Source organism: Marinobacter maroccanus (assembly GCF_002933275.1).
GTDB classification, from domain to species: Bacteria; Pseudomonadota; Gammaproteobacteria; order Pseudomonadales; family Oleiphilaceae; genus Marinobacter; species Marinobacter maroccanus.
Map to the genome: position 1 here is coordinate 1 of NZ_PSSX01000001.1, position 16,929 is coordinate 16,929.

A 16,929-nucleotide genomic window follows, 5' to 3' on the forward strand; every position below is an offset into this window, starting at 1 on the left:
GTGCTGGAGGGAATGAACAACAAGATCAAGGTGATCAAGCGGATGGCTTATGGCTACCGGGACAACGATTACTTCTTCCTAAAGATAAAAGCAGCGTTTCCCGGTAAAGCGCGATGAACCAAATAAAAGGGGGACAGGTCTTGCGACCTGTCCCCCTTTTATTTGCCTGACGCCTTCTCCCTGGGGTCCAGGACAGGGAGAAAGCAGGGAAGCCCGGTGTTACTCGGGCTTCTTGGCAACCAGTGTCAGGATGTCGTAGCTCGCAACCAGCTCGTCGTTCTGGTTGGTCACCTGGACGTCCCATACAACCACACCCTGGGGGTGGCCGTCGGGGGATGTCCGACCCTGATCGATCTTGCGCTTGCACGTCAGCCGTGCCCGGATGGTGTCACCCGGCGCTACCGGTTCAATGAACCGCAGTGTGTCCAGGCCGTAGTTCGCCAGTACCGGACCTTCGCCCGGGGAAACGAACAGGCCGGCAGCGGCCGACAGTACAAAGTAACCATGGGCGATGCGCTTGCCGAACTGGGATTCGCGCGCAGCAAGTTCATCGAAATGCATGTAGAAATGATCGCCTGAGAGGCAGCCAAAGTTCACGATGTCTGCTTCGGTCACCGTGCGGCGATGGGTCAGCAAGGACTCGTTGATCTGCAAGTCCTCGAAGTGGCGACGGAACGGATGTACCTCGGTTTCGATAACGTTCGCTCCGCGCACATACTCGCGGGTAACCGCTGCCAGCATGGTCGGAGAGCCCTGGATGGCGGTGCGCTGCAGGTAGTGGTGAACCGCACGGATACCGCCCAGTTCCTCACCGCCGCCGGCGCGCCCGGGGCCGCCATGCTTGAGCATGGGCAGGGGCGAACCGTGGCCGGTGGACTCTTTCGCCGCTTCAGCATCCAGCAGGTGCAGACGGCCATGGAAGGCAGCCAGCAGTGGTGCAACCCTTCCGGCAATGGCGGGATCGCGGGTAGTCAGGGTGGTGACCAGGGAGCCGCGGCCCCTGGAACACAGCTCAACGGCGTCCTCGATGGTGTCGTAGGGAATCACCGTGGCAACGGGGCCGAACGCCTCAATGTCGTGGGCGCCACAGCCATTTTCCGGGTTCCGGCACAGCAGCAGGTGGGGCTCAATGAAAGCGCCTTTTTCTGTACCGTCGCCAGTGGCCTTGAAGTTGCCTTCGCCACCAACAACCAGCTCACTGGTCTTGAGCAGTTCCTGGATATTGGCTTTCACATCTTCCAGCTGGTCGACGGAAGCCAGGGCGCCCATGCGAACGCCTTCCACTGCGGGATCGCCTACCGTGACCTTTGAGAGCTGCTCTTTCAGCTTGTCGCAGACTGCGTTTACCTGATCTTTCGGCACCAGGATACGACGGATGGCAGTACATTTCTGACCGGCCTTGGCGGTCATCTCGCGGCGGATTTCCTTCACGAAGATGTCGAATTCTTCGTTCTCCGGGGTGACGTCGGGCGCCAGAATGGCACTGTTAAGTGAATCAGCCTCGGCATTGAAAGGAATTGAGCGGTTGATGATGTTCGGATGGTTCTTGAGTTTGCGGGCGGTTGCGGCGGAACCGGTAAAGGTCACTACGTCCTGCTCTTCCAGATGGTCAAACAGGTCGCCGGTGCTGCCGATGATCAGCTGCAGGCTGCCCTCAGGAAGCGCGCCGGATTCCTGCATCAGGCGAACGGCCAGTTCGGTCACGTAGCAGGTAGAAGTGGCCGGCTTAACGATGGACGGCATGCCCGCCAGGAATGTGGGTGCGAACTTCTCCAGCATACCCCACACCGGGAAGTTGTAGGCGTCAATGTGAACCGCCACGCCACCACGGGGCACCAGGATATGGGTGCCTGCGAAGTGGTTGTTCTTGCCCAGCGGAGTCACCGGGCCTTCGTGCACAACATTGCCCGAGGGCAGCTCACGCCGGCCCATGCTGGCGTAGGAAAACAGAGTGCCGAAGCCGCCATCGATATCAATGCCGTTATCGCCCTTGGTGGAGCCGGTATGCATGGAAAGGGCGTAAAGTTCTTTCTTGTGTTCCTGGAGATACAGGGCCATGGCCTTCAGGGCCAGGGCGCGCTCCTGGAAATCCATTGCCATCAGGTTTTTGCCGCCAACCTTGCGGCCGTACTCAACAGTGTTCTTGAAATCGAGGGTGTCGTCGTGGGTGTGGGCAACGATCTCGCCATTCACCGCACTGGGCAGGGCCTTGGCGGGCTTTTCACCGACCCACTGGCCGGCAATGAAACTTTTCAGGACTGACATGGGAAAACTCCATTCGTTTCTGAAACGCGAAGGCAAGCCCTGCTGCTGCGGGACTTGCCTTGCTCGTATCTTGTTTTGTGGGTGGAAACTACATTTCGTCGTAGTCCAGAACCACCTTGTCGCTGATCGGGTAGCACTGGCAGGAAAGCACGTAACCGGCTTCCACCTCGTAGTCTTCCAGGGCAAAGTTCTGGTCCATCTCCACTTCGCCTTCCACAACCTTGGCGCGGCAGGTCGAGCAGACGCCGGCCTTGCATGAGTAAGGCAGATCGGCGCCTTCCTCATTCCCGGCATCGAGGATGCTCTTGGTGTCGCGTACCAGCGGGAAGGTCAGGGAACGGCCATCCGCAATCACCGTCACCTCACTGATCGACTGGGGATCGACGTGGGCCGGATCCCGGTCTTTCCGGGCCTGGGGCACGCCACCGGCCGGGGTGAACAGCTCAAAGTGGATCTTGCTCTTTTCCATGCCGTGGTTCAGCAGCGAGTCCCGCACGGTCTCGGTCATCATCTGCGGGCCACAGATAAAGGCAGCCGTCAGCTCTTTGGCGTTAATCCAGTGGTCGAACAACTTGTCGCACTTCTCGTGATCGATGCGACCGTTGTACAGGTCGATGTCCTGCTCTTCACGGGTGAAGATGTACACCAGGTTCAGGCGGGACATGTACTCGTTCTTCAGGTCCTGCAGCTCGTCACGGAACATGGTGCTGCTGGTGGCCTTGTTGCCGTAGAACAGGGTGACCTCACTCTTGGGCTCTGTCTCAAGTGTGGTCTTCACGATCGACAGAATCGGCGTGATGCCACTGCCGGCCGCAACAGCCAGGTAATTGCCTTCCCGCTCCGGATCCAGATCGATGGAAAAGTGACCCTGGGGAGGCATGACTTCGAGGGTCTGGCCAGGCTTGAGCTGCTCGTTGGCATACGTGGAGAAGCGACCGCCGGGAACCTGTTTGACGGCAATGCGCAGTTCCTGATCGTTGACGCTACGGCAGATCGAGTAGGACCGGCGGACTTCCTCACCATCCAGCTTGGTGCGCACGATCAGGTGCTGGCCCTGCTGGTAATGAAACTTGTCGGCCAGATCTTCCGGCACGTCAAAAGCAAGTGATACGGCGTTTCTTGTTTCAGGTCTGACCTCTTTGAGGGTCAGTGAGTAGAATTTGTTCATGATCGTATCGGCTCTAGATGCATTTGAAATAGTCGAAGGGCTCGAGGCATTCCTTGCAACGATAAAGGGCTTTACAGGCGGTGGACCCGAACTCGCTGACTCGTTCGGTGTCCTTGCTGCCGCAGTGGGGGCAGGCAATGACCTCGGGCTCGCCCAGCAGGCTCATCTTGCTGGAGCTGCCCTCAGGCGGCGCGATGCCAAATGCCCGAAGCTTCTCTTTGCCTTCGTCTGTGATCCAGTCGGTGGTCCAGGCAGGGGTCAGCACCTGTTTGATTTTTGGATCCCGGAAGCCCGCAGCGCGCAGGGCTTCGGTAATGAGCTCCTCAATCAATTCGGTGGCCGGGCACCCGGAGTAGGTCGGGGTCACATCAATGGACAGCTCTTTGCCGTCCCAGTGAACCGCCCGGACAATGCCGAGCTCCACGACACTGACTGCCGGAACTTCAGGGTCTTTGACCTCTTCAAGCAGTGCCCAGATGTCGTCTTCTGTCAGCAGATCGGGGCGGGCATTTGCCGGCACCCGATCACTGGCAATCAGAATGTCGACAGCTGACCGGCTGTCTGAATCACCATGTTGTGGCATCGGGATAGGCCCTCTGCAGGAACTGCATTTCTGCCAGGATGAAGCCAAGGTGTTCGGTGTGCTCGCCATGCTTGCCACCCATGTACATCCAGGCGTCTTCCGCGCCGGGAGTCAGGGTTGCCTGGGTGAGCACCTCGTTGACCATGCCGCGCCAGTCCTTGGCCAGCTGGTCAGGGTCCGGGCCAATGCCCGCCTCGGCCATCACTCGATCGGTATCGTCCGGCGTGATCAGCTCACCGGTAAAGCGCCACAGGATATCGATAGCTTCCTGCATGCGGCGGTGGCTTTCTTCAGTGCCATCGCCCAGACGCTTCACCCACTCCGAGGAACGACGTAAATGATAGGTCGCCTCTTTCAGAGCCTTGGCGGCAATGCCGGCAATGCGCTCGTCGCTGGATTCGGTCAGGCTCTTGAGCGTGAAGTAGTGATACACGTCGAAGAAAAACTGACGGCCCATGGTGACGGCGTAATCCTCGTTGGGCTGCTCGGTGAGCAGCAGGTTACGGTAGTCATGGGCGTCGCGACGGAATGCCAGCTTGTCGGCATCGCGGCCATCATCAATCAGTTCGGCTGCGTACTCGTACCAGTTGCGGGCCTGGCCGACGAGGTCGAGGGCCACGTTCATCAGTGCCATCTCTTCCTCAAGCGCCGGGGCCTTGCCGCACAGTTCGCATAGGCGCTGACCCAGGATCATGTCGGAATCTGCCAGGCGCAGCAGGTATTCCTTTAATGCTTCTGCTTGTGTCATGGGTAACGCTCCTTACATGTGTCCGACTTCATCGGGCAGCTTGTAGAAGGAAGCGTGCCGGTAAACCTTGTCTTCCGACGGATCGAAAAGTACTTCCTTCTCATCGGAGGCGGACGCCGTGATGGTGTCGGAGGGAACCACCCAGATGCTCACGCCTTCGCTACGGCGTGTGTACAGGTCACGGGCGTTTTCCATGGCCATTTCGGCGTCAGAGGCATGCACGCTGCCCACGTGTTTGTGGTTCAGGCCGTGCTTGGACCGTACAAAGACTTCGTAAAGGCGCCATTCAGACATGTTGTATTCCTCCGATATCAGGCGGCTTGCGCGCGCTGTTTTTGTTTTTCGGCGTAGGCGACGGCCGCTTCACGGACCCAGGCGCCTTCGTCAATTGCATTCTTGCGAGTTTTGATGCGCTCGCGGTTGCAGGGACCGTTGCCCTTGAGGACGTCGTAGAATTCCTGCCAGTTGATTTCACCGAAATCATAGTGGCCGGTTTCTTCGTTCCACTTCAGGTCCGGATCCGGTGCAGTGCAGCCAAGGAACTCGAGCTGCGGCACGGTCTGGTCGATGAACATCTGACGCAGTTCGTCGTTGCTCTTGCGCTTGATCTTCCACGCCATGGACTGCTGGGAGTTCGGGGACTCATCATCGTGCGGGCCGAACATCATCAGGGCCGGCCACCACAGGCGGTTGATGGCGTCCTGCACCATGGCTTTCTGCTCCTCGGTGCCTTCGCGCATCATGTCCAGCAGGATCTGGTAACCCTGGCGCTGGTGGAAACTCTCTTCCTTACAGATGCGGATCATGGCGCGAGAGTAGGGGCCATAAGAGGTACGCTGCAGAACCACCTGGTTCACGATGGCAGCACCATCCACCAGCCAGCCAACGGCACCCATATCGGCCCAGTTCAGGGTCGGGTAGTTGAAGATGCTGGAGTACTTGGCCTTGCCCTGATGCAGCTTTTCGATCTCTTCATCACGGTCAGCGCCCAGAGTTTCCATGGCGCTGTACAGGTACAGGCCGTGGCCCGCTTCGTCCTGAATCTTGGCCATCAGCTGGAGCTTGCGCTTGAGGGTCGGCGCACGGGTTACCCAGTTACCTTCCGGCAGCATGCCGACCACTTCGGAGTGGGCGTGCTGGGAAATCTGGCGAACGAGGGTCTTCCGGTAGCCTTCCGGCATCCAGTTTTTGGGTTCGATCTTGGTTTCGGCGTCGACCTTTTCATGAAACTCGCGCTCTTCGGGCGACATTTCCTCTTTGGTCTTGAGGCGCTTGGCGCCGGTTTCAACGAGCTGGGCGTACATAAACAATTACCTCCGGATCGGGCTTGTTGTTCTGTTGTCCGTGAACAGAGAACCCTCAGTAACGACTGAAGGCCAATGACTCCATATTATATGATACTGAATAAATATCAAGAACTGTCTTTGTGTGTCATGTTATATCTAAAAGCTTCCTTATGGGGTCCTATAGTGCTGATTTGCATAATAAAAAAAGTGATACGTGAGTAAATGCTATTGAGATCAGCGAACGGAAAGCAATTTTAAATCGGTGGTTTTGGGGGCTTGCGGTGGGTAAAGGCTTGAGAGCCAGCGGCATTCGCTGCCGTCTGACTCTCTGCCGGTCTGTCGGATTTACTTGTTGCGGCGATCAAATACGCGCTTGGCCTTGCCTTCTGAGCGAGCCAGGCGATTGGTTTCCACCACCTCGACACGGGTGCTGATGCCGATGTAGGACTTGATGTGGTGCGTCAGTTCCTTTGCGGCCGCGGTACGACTCTCGGGGGTGTCGGTTGCGCCTGGTTTCAGTTCGGCACGGATGTCCACGCAGTCCAGGTTGCCATCCTTGTATACCTCGATCTCATAGTGCGGCGCCAGGGCCTCGCACTTCAGGACCTGTTCCTCGATCTGGCTCGGGAACACGTTCACACCGCGGATGATCAGCATGTCGTCGCTGCGGCCGGTAATTTTGTCAATCCGGCGCATCGGACGCGCTGTGCCCGGGAGCAGGCGGGTGAGATCTCGGGTGCGGTAGCGCAGAATCGGCAGGGCCACCTTGGTCAATGATGTGAAGACCAGCTCACCGTATTCACCGTCAGGCAGTACTTCGCCGGTTTCCGGATTGATGATTTCCGGATAGAAGTGATCTTCCCAGATGGTCGGGCCATCTTTGGTTTCAATGCATTCCATGCCCACGCCCGGACCCATAACTTCCGACAGGCCGTAGATATCGAGAGCCTCGATGCCCAGGCGCTCTTCGATCTCTGATCGCATGGCGTTGGTCCATGGCTCTGCGCCGAAAATGCCGAGCCGCAGGGGCAGTTTATGGGGATCAATGCCCTGACGCTCCATTTCGTCGGCGATGTTCAGCATGTAGGACGGCGTTACCATGATGATGTCCGGTTCGAAATCCTTGATCAGCTGGACCTGCTTCTCGGTCTGGCCGCCGGACATGGGGATAACGGTACATCCCAGGCGCTCGGCACCATAGTGGGCGCCAAGGCCACCGGTGAACAGGCCGTAGCCGTAGGCTACGTGCACCTTGTCGCCCCGGGAGCCACCACCGGCCCGGATGGAGCGTGCCACAATGTCGGCCCAGGTATGGATGTCACTCTGGGTGTAGCCCACGACGGTGGGCTTGCCGGTGGTACCACTGGACGCATGAACCCGGACCACATCGGACATGGGGGTGGCAAACATGCCAAACGGATAGTTGTCCCGCAGATCCGCCTTGGTGGTAAACGGAACCTTGGCCAGATCATCCAGGGAGTTGATGTCCATTGGCTTCAGGCCGATGTCATCAAAGGCTTTGCGATAGAAGGGCACGTTGGTATAGGCATGGACAACACTCCAGCGCAGGCGCTGCAGCTGCTCATGGCGCAGCTCATCGATGCTGGCGGTTTCCATGCGGTCAAGTTTGCCAAGTTTTTGCAGTGGTAAGGTCATGGTTCTGTCCTGCGTTGTTCTTGTCGAGTAATGGTCTTTGTTCTGTTCTGAACGGTAGCCTCAGGCCACCGTATCTGTCCGCTCGATGATCAGGGCAATGCCCTGGCCAACGCCGATGCACATGGTGCACAGGGCGTACCGGGCTTTCTGGCCCGCAGCGTGGCGGCGTTCAAGTTCGTTCAGAGCGGTGGTCACCAACCGGGCTCCGCTCATACCCAGTGGGTGGCCAAGGGCAATGGCGCCACCGTTCGGGTTAACGTGCTCGGCATCATCCGGCAGACCGAGGTCGCGAGTTACCGCCAGGGCCTGGGCTGCGAAAGCTTCGTTCAGCTCAATCACATCCATATCCGCCAGCTCCAGACCTGCCGTGGCGAGAACCTTTCGGGTCGCCGGCGCCGGGCCGAAGCCCATGATCCGCGGCTCAACGCCCGCGGTTGACATGGCAACGATCCGGGCACGGGGCTTGAGGTTGTACTGCTTGAGGGCATCCGCTCCGGCCAGGAGCAGTGCGCAGGCCCCGTCATTCACGCCAGACGCATTGCCGGCAGTGACCGTGCCGTTCTCACGGAACGGGGTCGGCAGCGAGGCCAGCTTTTCAAGGCTGGTTTCCCGGGGGTGCTCATCGGTATCCACAACCAGCGGATCCTGCTTGCGGCGGGGAATGGTTACCGGCGTGATTTCCGTGGCCAGCCGGCCTTCCTTCTGGGCAGCCGCGGTGCGTTGCTGGCTGCGCAGTGCGAACGCGTCCTGGTCTTCCCGGGAGATGCCGAAATCGGCAGCGACGTTCTCGGCGGTCTCGGGCATGGAGTCAATGCCGTACTGCTTTTTCAGTACCGGGTTTACAAAGCGCCAGCCGATGGTGGTGTCAAAAATCTCCGCCTTGCGGCTGAAGGCCGAATCGGCCTTGCCCATAACGAAGGGAGCCCGTGACATGGATTCGACGCCGCCGGCAATCATCAGTTGGGTTTCGCCGGTGCGGATGGCCCTGGCTGCACTGCCGACCGCATCCATACCGGAACCGCACAGGCGGTTGATGGTGCTGCCCGGGACGTCAACCGGCAGGCCGGCCAGCAGCAGGGACATGCGGGCAACGTCGCGGTTGTCTTCACCGGCCTGATTGGCGCAGCCGTAAAGAACGTCGTCAACTTTTGACCAGTCGACATCCGGGTGGCGTTCGGTCAGTGCCTTGATAGGGATGGCGCCCAGATCGTCTGCACGGACGGCGGAAAGGGCACCGCCGTAACGACCGATGGGGGTGCGGATGGCATCGACGATGTAGGCGTCTTTAAGGGTATTGTCGGTGCTCATGCAGTTTCCTCCGAATTGCGTACGGTGCCACGAACCTCGTAGGAACGGCCCCGGAACAGGGCAACCTTGCGGCCATCCTGATTGGTGAGTGTGATGTCGTAAACGCCGGTGCGGCCGCCGCGGGCCTGTTCTTCAGCGGTGGCGGTCAGCCGGTCGCCTTCTTTGGCGCCGTACATGTAATCAATGCTGCAACCGGAGGCAACGGTGGCCCGGTCATAGCTGTTACAGGCAAAGGCAAATGCGGAGTCGGCCAGGGTGAACAGGTAGCCGCCGTGGCAGGAGCCGTGGCCCTGGATCATGTCGCCGGTTACGGTCATGGTGATGACCGCCTTGCCCGGGGCGACAGACTCAATGTTCATGCCCAGCTTCTGGCTGGCGCGGTCCCGCGCGAACATGGCTTTGGCGCATTCTTCGGCGAGGACTTGTGGATCCATCTCGCTCATGAATAAAACCCCTTCTGTGCAAAAGCGTTCTTCCGGAGCAGCAGGGCAGGGCGATAGCGGTCTTCTGCGTAGCTGTTCTGGATATTGGTGAGCACGTTGAACACGTGGCCAGCGCCAAGGCGGTCGCTCCAGCTCAGCGGGCCGTCGGGATAGTTCAGGCCCGCTTTCATGGCCAGATCGATATCCGCGATTGTCGCCACACCATGCAGGGCAGCATCGGCGGCTTCGTTGGCCAGCATGGCAACGGTGCGCATGATGACCAGGCCGGGGCGGTCCGCAATAAGGCTGACTTCGATACCCGCTTTCTGCAGTAAAGCACAGGCACAGGAAACCGCCGCCTCGGACGCCTGGTCGGCTGGCGCCAGGGCAAGTCTGGAGGCTTTGCTGTAGTCGAAGGCCAGATCAAACAGCACCAGATTGGCGGTACCATCGCTGGCGGCGCGCTCCGTAGCCATTCGGCCGTCGGTGAGTGCCAGTACCGCATCGCCAAAACGGATCTGGCCCGGGCCGTCACGCTCGATAATGGTCAGGCCGGCTGCTTTCAGTCGCTCCAGCAGCGGAGCGGCCGCGCCGGGATTGCCTTCGGCAATGACCACGGTCTCATCCGAATGCTGAGCCGGCTGTGTCTGAGGCTGGGGCTTTTCGGCGCCCTCGCCATAGGAGTAGAAACCCTGGCCGCTCTTGCGACCGAGGCGGCCGGCTTCCACCAGCTCTTTCTGGATCAGCGACGGCAAAAAGCGCGGATCCTGGTAATAGGAATTGAAGACCGAGTTGGTGACGGCGTAGTTGACGTCGTGGCCGATCAAATCGGTCAGCTCAAAGGCGCCCATCCGGAACTGGCCGGCTTCGCGGATGATGGCATCCAGCGTGGCGGCGTCGGTGGCCTGTTCCTGCAGCAGGCGCAGGCTTTCCGCGTAAAACGGACGGGCCACGCGGTTGACGATAAAGCCGGGAGTCGAGGTCGCGTAGACCGGTTTCTTGCCCCAGGCAGTCGCCGTGGCGTGAACGGTATCGGCAACGGCCTGGCTGGTCGCCAGCCCCATGACGACTTCGACCAGGGCCATGAGAGGCGCAGGGTTGAAGAAGTGCATGCCTACCAGGCGCTCGGGTTTGTTCATTTCAGCGCCGAGGGCGGTCACAGAGATAGATGAGGTATTGGTGGCGAGGATCGCATCCCCGGCACACAGGTTCTCGAGGTTCGCCAGCAACTGACGTTTGATCTGGAGATCCTCGATGATGGCCTCGATCACCAGCCCGGCATCGGCGACATCATCCAGGTTCGCGACCGGGTGAATTCGGCCAATAACCGCGTCCAGCTCCTGCTGCTGCATCTTGCCCTTGTCGACACGACGCTGAAGCTGTTTGGCAATACCGTCGCGGCCGGCCTCAGCCGCGCCCTCTCTCTGGTCGTGCAGGTAAACCTGATGGCCTGCCTGGGCGGCCACCTGGGCAATGCCAGAGCCCATGGCTCCGGCGCCGACGACGGCAACTTTGGTTTGGGTGTCCAGTGCCGGCATGGCTTATTTCCCCTTGAAGTTCGGCGTACGTTTTTCCATGAAGGCGGCAACGCCTTCGCGGTAGTCCTCGGTTTGCCCGGCCGTGCGCTGGAGATCGCGCTCGAGATTGATCTGTTCCTCAAAGGTGTTGCTGGCGCTGGCGTGCAGCGCCCGCTTGATGAGCGCGAGGCCCTTGGTGGGTTGGGTCGCGAAATGGCGGGCAAGTTTCATGGTTTCTTCCATGAGTTCCTCGTTATCGACACAGCGCCAGATCATGCCCCAGCTTTCGGCCTGCTCGGCGCTGATCTTGTCGCCCAGTAGCGCCATGCCCTTGGCCCGGGCCATGCCGGCCACCCGGGGCAGCGTCCAGGTGCCGCCGGAATCGGGTACCAGGCCCAGCTTGCAGAAGGCCTGAACGAAATTGGCAGAGCGGGCGGCAAGAGTGATGTCGCAGGCCAGGGCAATATTGGCGCCGGCGCCTGCCGCTACGCCGTTTACGGCACACAGTACGGGCATGGGCAGATCACGCAGGCTGCGCATCAGCGGGTTGTAGTAGTTCTCCAGGGAAGCGCCCAGGTCCGGCATTTCCTGATCCGGGGAGACGCTGCGGTCGGAAAGGTCTTGCCCCGCGCAGAAGCCCCGGCCGGAGCCGGTAATGACCAGTACACGGACAGACTCATCCTTGCGCACGGTACTGATGGCATCGCGCATGCGTTCGTGCATTTCGACATTGAAACTGTTCAGGTTGTCCGGACGGTTCAGGGTAAGCAGAGCCACGCCCTGATCGATTTCAAGAAGAATGCTCGGCTGAGTCATGGCGTTGTTGTCCTGTTGTTTGTTGTAGGGGGATAGCGTGAAAGGTGTCCTTGTTCGGCACGGTGCTATCGATCGTGGAAAATGAGTATATCTTAGAATTGATACTCGTCAAGGATTGTGCTGGCTTGGTTTTGTATCACTTTAGTCGGGCATCTTAGTGTGGCATTTCTATATCTCTGAAAAATCGATAAAAATTTATCGAGGTTCAGGAGTTGGCCGGGCAATGGAAGCGAATTACGCATCTGAAACGGCTGTCAGGGTGTGAAAAAACTCCCGGAAAAGGATAATGTGATACAGAAAATGAATCACAATGACTTTTCGGGTCCCACGTTTCAGTGCGGCATGCGGCTGATCGCTGCCGGACCCTGCTAATCAGGAGATCGCTATGCCCAGTTACAGTATAGAAGGCGTTGTTCCAGTCGTTCACCCGTCCGCCTATGTGCATCCCACTGCCGTGCTGATTGGCGATGTCTGGATTGGGCCGGACTGTTATGTGGGTCCGGCGGCTTCGCTAAGGGCGGATTTCGGGCGGATCGTTCTCAAACAGGGTTCCAATGTTCAGGACACATGCGTGATGCATGCCTTTCCGGGTATGGACACGGTTGTCGAGAAGAATGGTCATGTCGGGCACGGGGCGATTCTCCACGGCTGCATCGTCGGCGAGGATGCCATGGTAGGAATGAACGCGGTGGTGATGGACGAGGCCCATATTGCCCCTCGCTCAATCGTTGGCGCCTGTGCCTTCGTAAAAGCGAAGTTTACCTGTGAACCAGGTTCACTGATCGTTGGCTCACCGGCCAAGGTAATGCGGATGCTCAGCGATCAGGAAATCGCCTGGAAAAAGAAGGGGACTGAAGAATACCAGCGTCTGACGCTCAGGTCCCTTGCCAGCCTGCAGGAAGTTCAGCCACTACCGGAAGCCGAGCCTGATCGGGCCCGTGTGGATGCCAGCGGCTACAAGCCCAAGTACGAGCAGTCCGAGTGACCGCCGACGCCGGGTGGTAGGGGCTCTACAATCCGGCGTCCTTGACGTTCTCCATTACCACGAAGGTGCTGGTCTGCAGTACATGGGGCAGAGCCGAAATCTCCTCCCCCAGAACCTGCCTGTATTCCTGCATGTTCCGGGTTCGGACTTTCAGCAGATAATCGAAGTTTCCGGCAATCATATGGCACTGTTCCACCGCCGAGACATTCTGAACGGCTTTATTAAAGGCGGTGAGAGCGCCGCTGCTGGTGTCATTCAAAGTAACCTGGGCAAAGGCAATGTGGCTGAGGCCCAGTTTGGTCTGATTCACCAGGGCTGTGTACCCGGTGATAAATCCGTGCTCTTCAAGACGGCGCATCCGAACCTGGCACGGGGTTTTGGAGAGGCCCACCCGGGACGCAAGCTCGGTTACCGTAATCCGGGAGTTCTTCTGTAGCTCGCGGATAATGGATTGGTCTATCCGATCCAAATCGGCCATGTTGTCTGTTCCAGGTTAAATTAACGGCTAAATGATGTGCCAAATATAATCGAAACTCCTCTAATCCGAAACTATATGGTCTAAGTGACTTTCTGCGCTTGCGTATACTGGTAGCTACATCAGCCCAGTGTGAACGTTGACCAAGTCCGGAGAGTTTCGATGACCGATTCCCGCGCATTACAAAAACAAACCCTGCTGGAACAGCTTGCCGATGTCCTCCAGAACGAGGCGTCTGACAATGACGACTCCCTCGAGCTCCGGGAGATCGTGGCCCGGATGGTGGAGGAATCCCGATCCTGGGACGATGACCTGCATGGTGAGCTGGTACAGAGTTTCGGTGACGCCATTGGTGGGCGCTACGCCCAGGTGTTCAGCGGCGGATTCCCCTCTGCCTACCGGGCGAGATTCCCGGTGTCCGAAGCTCTTGCCGATATCGAGCAGATCCAGTCCATTGCGGTGAGCACCGATGTGCCCATGCGCTTCTACCAGCCCCGGGATCCGGCCGAGACGGGATTCCACTTCAAACTCTACAGTGAAGGTCAGCCGGTTGTTCTCTCAGACGTTATCCCGATTCTGGAGAACCTGGGAATGCGGGTCCTGGGTGAGCATCCCTACCGGGTCCGTCGCCGGGACGGCGAAACCTTCGGAGTCAGCGATTTTACCGTAGAGCTCCATGATCGGTGCCGGGCGGCTGATCTGGGCACCGCCAGGCCGTTGATCCAGTCGGCGTTCCGGGAAATCTGGAACGGCTTTGCCGAAAACGACGATTTTAACCAGCTGATCATGCTGTGCGGCCTCGGCTGGCGCGAAGTGGCGTTGATCAGGGCCTATGCCCGCTATATCAAGCAGCTTCGATTCGGTTTCAGTCAGCCCTTCATTGCAGAGACCCTGGCGCGTCATCCGGATATTACCTCGCGTCTCGTTGCCTTTTTCTTCAGCCGTTTCGAGCCCGGTGTGAAAGGCCGGAAGGGAAAAACCGAAAGGCTGGAAGCAGAACTACGGGATTCCCTGGAAGCCGTGGCAAGCCTGGATGACGATCGCATTCTCCGGCGCTTCTTTATGATCGTCCGGGCAACTCTTCGAACCAACTATTTTCAGGCCCGGGAAGATGGCGGGTTTCCGTCTTATCTGTCGCTCAAGCTGGATCCGTCGTCCATTCCCGATATTCCGCGTCCAAGGCCAAAGTTCGAGATCTTCGTCTACTCGCCCCGGATTGAAGGTGTGCACTTGCGCGCCGGGCCGGTGGCCAGGGGCGGGCTCCGTTGGTCCGACAGGATTGAGGATTACCGCACTGAGATCCTTGGTCTGGTGAAAGCCCAGCAGGTGAAGAACTCGGTGATCGTGCCCGCCGGAGCCAAAGGTGGTTTCGTGGTGAAGCAGCCGCCACGGGATGGCTCACGGGAAGCTCTGCGGGAAGAGGGGGTCGCCTGCTACCAGATCTTTATACGGGGGCTGTTGGACATCACGGACAACCTGGACGACGGTCAGGTGGTTCCTCCGAACAATGTGGTTCGATATGACGGCGATGATACCTATCTGGTGGTTGCCGCTGATAAAGGCACGGCCACGTTTTCCGATATAGCCAACACACTGGCCGCAGAGTATCGCTTCTGGCTGGGCGATGCCTTTGCCTCCGGCGGCAGTGAGGGGTATGACCACAAGAAAATGGGCATTACCGCCCGGGGCGCCTGGGAGTCGGTTAAACGGCATTTCCTCGAAAAAGGCACGGATACCCAGACCGATGAGTTCACCGTGGTCGGCATTGGTGATATGGGTGGCGATGTGTTTGGCAACGGCATGCTGCTCTCTGACCGGATTCGCCTGATCGGCGCGTTCAACCACCAGCACATTTTTGTCGACCCGAATCCGGATGCAGCGGCATCGTTTCGTGAGCGACAGCGGCTGTTCAACCTGCCCGGCTCTTCATGGGCCGATTATGATACCGGGCTGATCAGTGATGGCGGCGGGGTCTTCTCGCGCGCCATGAAATCCATTCCGGTGTCTGCGCAAATGCGCAAGGCGCTGGGCATAAAGGCCCGGAGCCTGTCGCCGGCGGATCTGATCAGCGCCCTGTTGAAAGCGCCCGCAGACATGCTGTGGAATGGCGGCATTGGCACCTATGTGAAATCGCCCCTGGAGTCCCACGAAGAAGTGGGCGACAAGACCAATGACGCCCTGCGCATCGACAGCACCGAGCTGCGCTGCAAAGCTTTGGGTGAAGGCGGCAATCTCGGTGTTACCCAGAAGGCGAGGATTGACTTCGCCCGTCGCGGCGGTTCGGTGAACAGCGATTTTATCGACAATGCCGGTGGCGTCGACTGCTCGGACCACGAGGTGAATATCAAGATCCTGCTCAACGATCTTGTGCATCGACAGTTGATGTCGCTTCCGGAGCGGAACCGGATGCTCAGAGCCATGACCCCTGAGGTGGCTGAGCTTGTGCTGCGCAACAATTACCGGCAGGCCATGGCGCTCAGCCTCGCCCAGAACCCGGCGGTTGCCACAGCTGATCAGTATGATCGCCTGATGCGCAGGCTTGAAGCTGAGGGCAAGCTGGACCGTGGTCTTGAATTTCTGCCTTCTGACGAGGAGTTGCAGGCCCGCCGGGAGCATGGCGGTGGGCTGACCCGGCCGGAGCTGGCGGTTCTGGTGTCCTACGCAAAGATTGAGCTCAAGCAGGCCCTGGTCGCATCGCCGATCGTGCATGACACGCGCTTCAACTCGGCGTTGCACTCTGCTTTTCCTGCCTCTCTGCTGGCCGCCTTCCCGGAAGCTGTCGAGGCTCATCCCCTGCGTGCTGAAATTTCGGCCACGCAGATTGCCAACGATATGGTGAACCGTATGGGTATTACCTGGTTCGACCGTATACGCAGTGCCACGGGGGCAGATGCCGGCCGGATAGCTGCGGCCTACCTGATCTCCCTGCGAATTCATGACGTAGACGCCCACTGGAAGGCTATGGAATCACTGGATGGAAAAGTGAGCGCAGACGTTCAGGCAGATTTGTTTGCCGATGCCATCCGACTGGTCACCCGCAGCACCAGTTGGCTGCTGCAAAACCGCCGGCAGGCATTGGACCCGGCTTCCTGTATTGATCATTATCGGGCGCCCATGGCGGACGTTTTGGCTTCCAGAAGCCGTCTTGAATCGGTGATTCCTGCAAGTCGGTGGTATGAACGCTATGCTGAATACTGTGAGCGGATGGTTCCCGAGGACTTATCGGCCTGGTGCGCCTCCGCGGAAAGCCGCTACTGGCTGATGGATATGATCGAGATCGCCCGTCAGCTGGATGAGGATCTGGAATCCGTGGCCTGGGTCTATTTCACGCTTGGTGAAAGTCTGAACCTGACCTGGCTGGATCGGCAGATGCGAGCGTTTCGGGCGAATGGCCACTGGCAGGTTCTGGCAACCATTCATTTCCGGGACGAATTGGACCACCAGTTGCGGAACCTCACGTTCAGTGTGTTCTCGGAGCCGGTGGAAGGCGAAGGAACGCCGGAAAATCGTCTCGAGTCCTGGCGTGCAGATAAGCGCATGTTGCTCGCCCGTTGGGAGAGGATGCTGAACGACATGCAGGCCGCCAATGATGTGGATTGCGCTGTTTTCTCGGTGGCACATGGCGTCCTCAGAGAGCTGGCAATGAAAGCCGCTTAGAGGACCAAGAGAGGCGAAACGCCCTAAAGATAAGGTTTTGGAA

The 16,929-nt window shown here is 58.9% G+C and carries 15 protein-coding genes; 3 read left to right on the forward strand and 12 right to left on the reverse strand.

From position 1 onward, the window contains the following. Positions 1-117: transposase (locus KEHDKFFH_RS00005; RefSeq protein WP_146074517.1), on the forward strand; the 117-nt coding region annotated here is incomplete at its 5' end. Positions 118-219: 102 nt separating this feature from the next. Here KEHDKFFH_RS00005 and paaZ read toward each other — a convergent pair. The 11 genes from paaZ to paaG all read right to left on the reverse strand — a co-directional run bounded on the left by paaZ (position 220) and on the right by paaG (position 11,769). Further along, positions 220-2,265 (reverse strand): phenylacetic acid degradation bifunctional protein PaaZ, encoded by a 2,046-nt coding sequence (gene paaZ, locus KEHDKFFH_RS00010; protein ID WP_104320020.1) that lies wholly within the window; start codon positions 2,263-2,265, stop codon positions 220-222. An 88-nt stretch (positions 2,266-2,353) separates the two neighbouring features. Next, positions 2,354-3,433, reverse strand: coding sequence for a 1,2-phenylacetyl-CoA epoxidase subunit PaaE (gene paaE / locus KEHDKFFH_RS00015; RefSeq protein ID WP_104320021.1), 1,080 nt, complete (start codon positions 3,431-3,433; stop codon positions 2,354-2,356). 13 nt (positions 3,434-3,446) lie between these two features. Further along, positions 3,447-4,016, reverse strand: coding sequence for a 1,2-phenylacetyl-CoA epoxidase subunit PaaD (gene paaD, locus KEHDKFFH_RS00020; RefSeq protein WP_104320022.1), 570 nt, complete (start codon positions 4,014-4,016; stop codon positions 3,447-3,449). Beyond that, complete coding sequence (gene paaC, locus KEHDKFFH_RS00025) at positions 4,000-4,764, reverse strand: 1,2-phenylacetyl-CoA epoxidase subunit PaaC (protein WP_104320023.1); 765 nt, start codon at positions 4,762-4,764, stop codon at positions 4,000-4,002. The genes paaD and paaC overlap by 17 nt, the downstream gene beginning before the upstream one ends. 12 nt (positions 4,765-4,776) lie before the next feature. Beyond that, positions 4,777-5,058, reverse strand: a complete 282-nt coding sequence (gene paaB / locus KEHDKFFH_RS00030) for a 1,2-phenylacetyl-CoA epoxidase subunit PaaB (RefSeq protein ID WP_088827364.1) — start codon at positions 5,056-5,058, stop codon at positions 4,777-4,779. A 17-nt stretch (positions 5,059-5,075) separates the two neighbouring features. Then, complete coding sequence (gene paaA, locus KEHDKFFH_RS00035) at positions 5,076-6,068, reverse strand: 1,2-phenylacetyl-CoA epoxidase subunit PaaA (protein WP_104320024.1); 993 nt, start codon at positions 6,066-6,068, stop codon at positions 5,076-5,078. A gap of 327 nt (positions 6,069-6,395) precedes the next feature. After that, entirely contained in the window at positions 6,396-7,706 is a 1,311-nt protein-coding gene (gene paaK / locus KEHDKFFH_RS00040) for a phenylacetate--CoA ligase PaaK (protein ID WP_104320025.1), read from the reverse strand. Positions 7,707-7,766: 60 nt separating this feature from the next. Continuing rightward, on the reverse strand, positions 7,767-9,014 hold the full coding sequence (pcaF, locus tag KEHDKFFH_RS00045; protein ID WP_104320026.1) for a 3-oxoadipyl-CoA thiolase: 1,248 nt from the start codon (positions 9,012-9,014) through the stop codon (positions 7,767-7,769). After that, complete coding sequence (gene paaI, locus KEHDKFFH_RS00050; protein WP_104320027.1) at positions 9,011-9,457, reverse strand: hydroxyphenylacetyl-CoA thioesterase PaaI; 447 nt, start codon at positions 9,455-9,457, stop codon at positions 9,011-9,013. The genes pcaF and paaI overlap by 4 nt, the downstream gene beginning before the upstream one ends. Next, positions 9,454-10,974 (reverse strand): 3-hydroxyacyl-CoA dehydrogenase PaaH, encoded by a 1,521-nt coding sequence (gene paaH, locus KEHDKFFH_RS00055; protein ID WP_104320028.1) that lies wholly within the window; start codon positions 10,972-10,974, stop codon positions 9,454-9,456. Before paaH ends, paaI begins: the two co-directional genes overlap by 4 nt. Before the next feature lie 3 nt (positions 10,975-10,977). Further along, positions 10,978-11,769: a 2-(1,2-epoxy-1,2-dihydrophenyl)acetyl-CoA isomerase PaaG gene (gene paaG, locus KEHDKFFH_RS00060; RefSeq protein WP_104320029.1), complete on the reverse strand. Its 792-nt coding sequence runs from the start codon at positions 11,767-11,769 to the stop codon at positions 10,978-10,980. 385 nt (positions 11,770-12,154) lie between these two features. Between paaG and paaY the strand changes: the two genes are divergently transcribed. After that, positions 12,155-12,754 (forward strand): phenylacetic acid degradation protein PaaY, encoded by a 600-nt coding sequence (gene paaY / locus KEHDKFFH_RS00065; protein ID WP_104320030.1) that lies wholly within the window; start codon positions 12,155-12,157, stop codon positions 12,752-12,754. Positions 12,755-12,779: 25 nt separating this feature from the next. Here paaY and KEHDKFFH_RS00070 read toward each other — a convergent pair whose 3' ends face one another. Next, positions 12,780-13,232 carry an Lrp/AsnC ligand binding domain-containing protein gene (locus KEHDKFFH_RS00070; protein WP_104320031.1) on the reverse strand — a complete coding sequence of 151 codons (453 nt, stop codon included), beginning with the start codon at positions 13,230-13,232 and terminating at the stop codon, positions 12,780-12,782. 159 nt (positions 13,233-13,391) lie between these two features. Between KEHDKFFH_RS00070 and KEHDKFFH_RS00075 the strand changes: the two genes are divergently transcribed. Beyond that, entirely contained in the window at positions 13,392-16,886 is a 3,495-nt protein-coding gene (locus KEHDKFFH_RS00075; protein ID WP_104320032.1) for an NAD-glutamate dehydrogenase, read from the forward strand. Positions 16,887-16,929 lie beyond the last annotated feature (43 nt).

Excerpts from the sequence above, each read along its gene's own strand:
- KEHDKFFH_RS00075 (WP_104320032.1), top strand. The coding sequence starts at position 13,392 with ATGACCGATTCCCGCGCATTACAAAAACAAACCCTGCTGGAACAGCTT.
- paaY (WP_104320030.1), top strand. The coding sequence starts at position 12,155 with ATGCCCAGTTACAGTATAGAAGGCGTTGTTCCAGTCGTTCACCCGTCC.
- paaH (WP_104320028.1), bottom strand. The coding sequence starts at position 10,974 with ATGCCGGCACTGGACACCCAAACCAAAGTTGCCGTCGTCGGCGCCGGA.
- KEHDKFFH_RS00070 (WP_104320031.1), bottom strand. The coding sequence starts at position 13,232 with ATGGCCGATTTGGATCGGATAGACCAATCCATTATCCGCGAGCTACAG.
- paaA (WP_104320024.1), bottom strand. The coding sequence starts at position 6,068 with ATGTACGCCCAGCTCGTTGAAACCGGCGCCAAGCGCCTCAAGACCAAA.
- paaZ (WP_104320020.1), bottom strand. The coding sequence starts at position 2,265 with ATGTCAGTCCTGAAAAGTTTCATTGCCGGCCAGTGGGTCGGTGAAAAG.
- paaC (WP_104320023.1), bottom strand. The coding sequence starts at position 4,764 with ATGACACAAGCAGAAGCATTAAAGGAATACCTGCTGCGCCTGGCAGAT.
- paaD (WP_104320022.1), bottom strand. The coding sequence starts at position 4,016 with ATGCCACAACATGGTGATTCAGACAGCCGGTCAGCTGTCGACATTCTG.
- paaB (WP_088827364.1), bottom strand. The coding sequence starts at position 5,058 with ATGTCTGAATGGCGCCTTTACGAAGTCTTTGTACGGTCCAAGCACGGC.
- paaG (WP_104320029.1), bottom strand. The coding sequence starts at position 11,769 with ATGACTCAGCCGAGCATTCTTCTTGAAATCGATCAGGGCGTGGCTCTG.
- pcaF (WP_104320026.1), bottom strand. The coding sequence starts at position 9,014 with ATGAGCACCGACAATACCCTTAAAGACGCCTACATCGTCGATGCCATC.
- paaI (WP_104320027.1), bottom strand. The coding sequence starts at position 9,457 with ATGAGCGAGATGGATCCACAAGTCCTCGCCGAAGAATGCGCCAAAGCC.
- paaK (WP_104320025.1), bottom strand. The coding sequence starts at position 7,706 with ATGACCTTACCACTGCAAAAACTTGGCAAACTTGACCGCATGGAAACC.
- paaE (WP_104320021.1), bottom strand. The coding sequence starts at position 3,433 with ATGAACAAATTCTACTCACTGACCCTCAAAGAGGTCAGACCTGAAACA.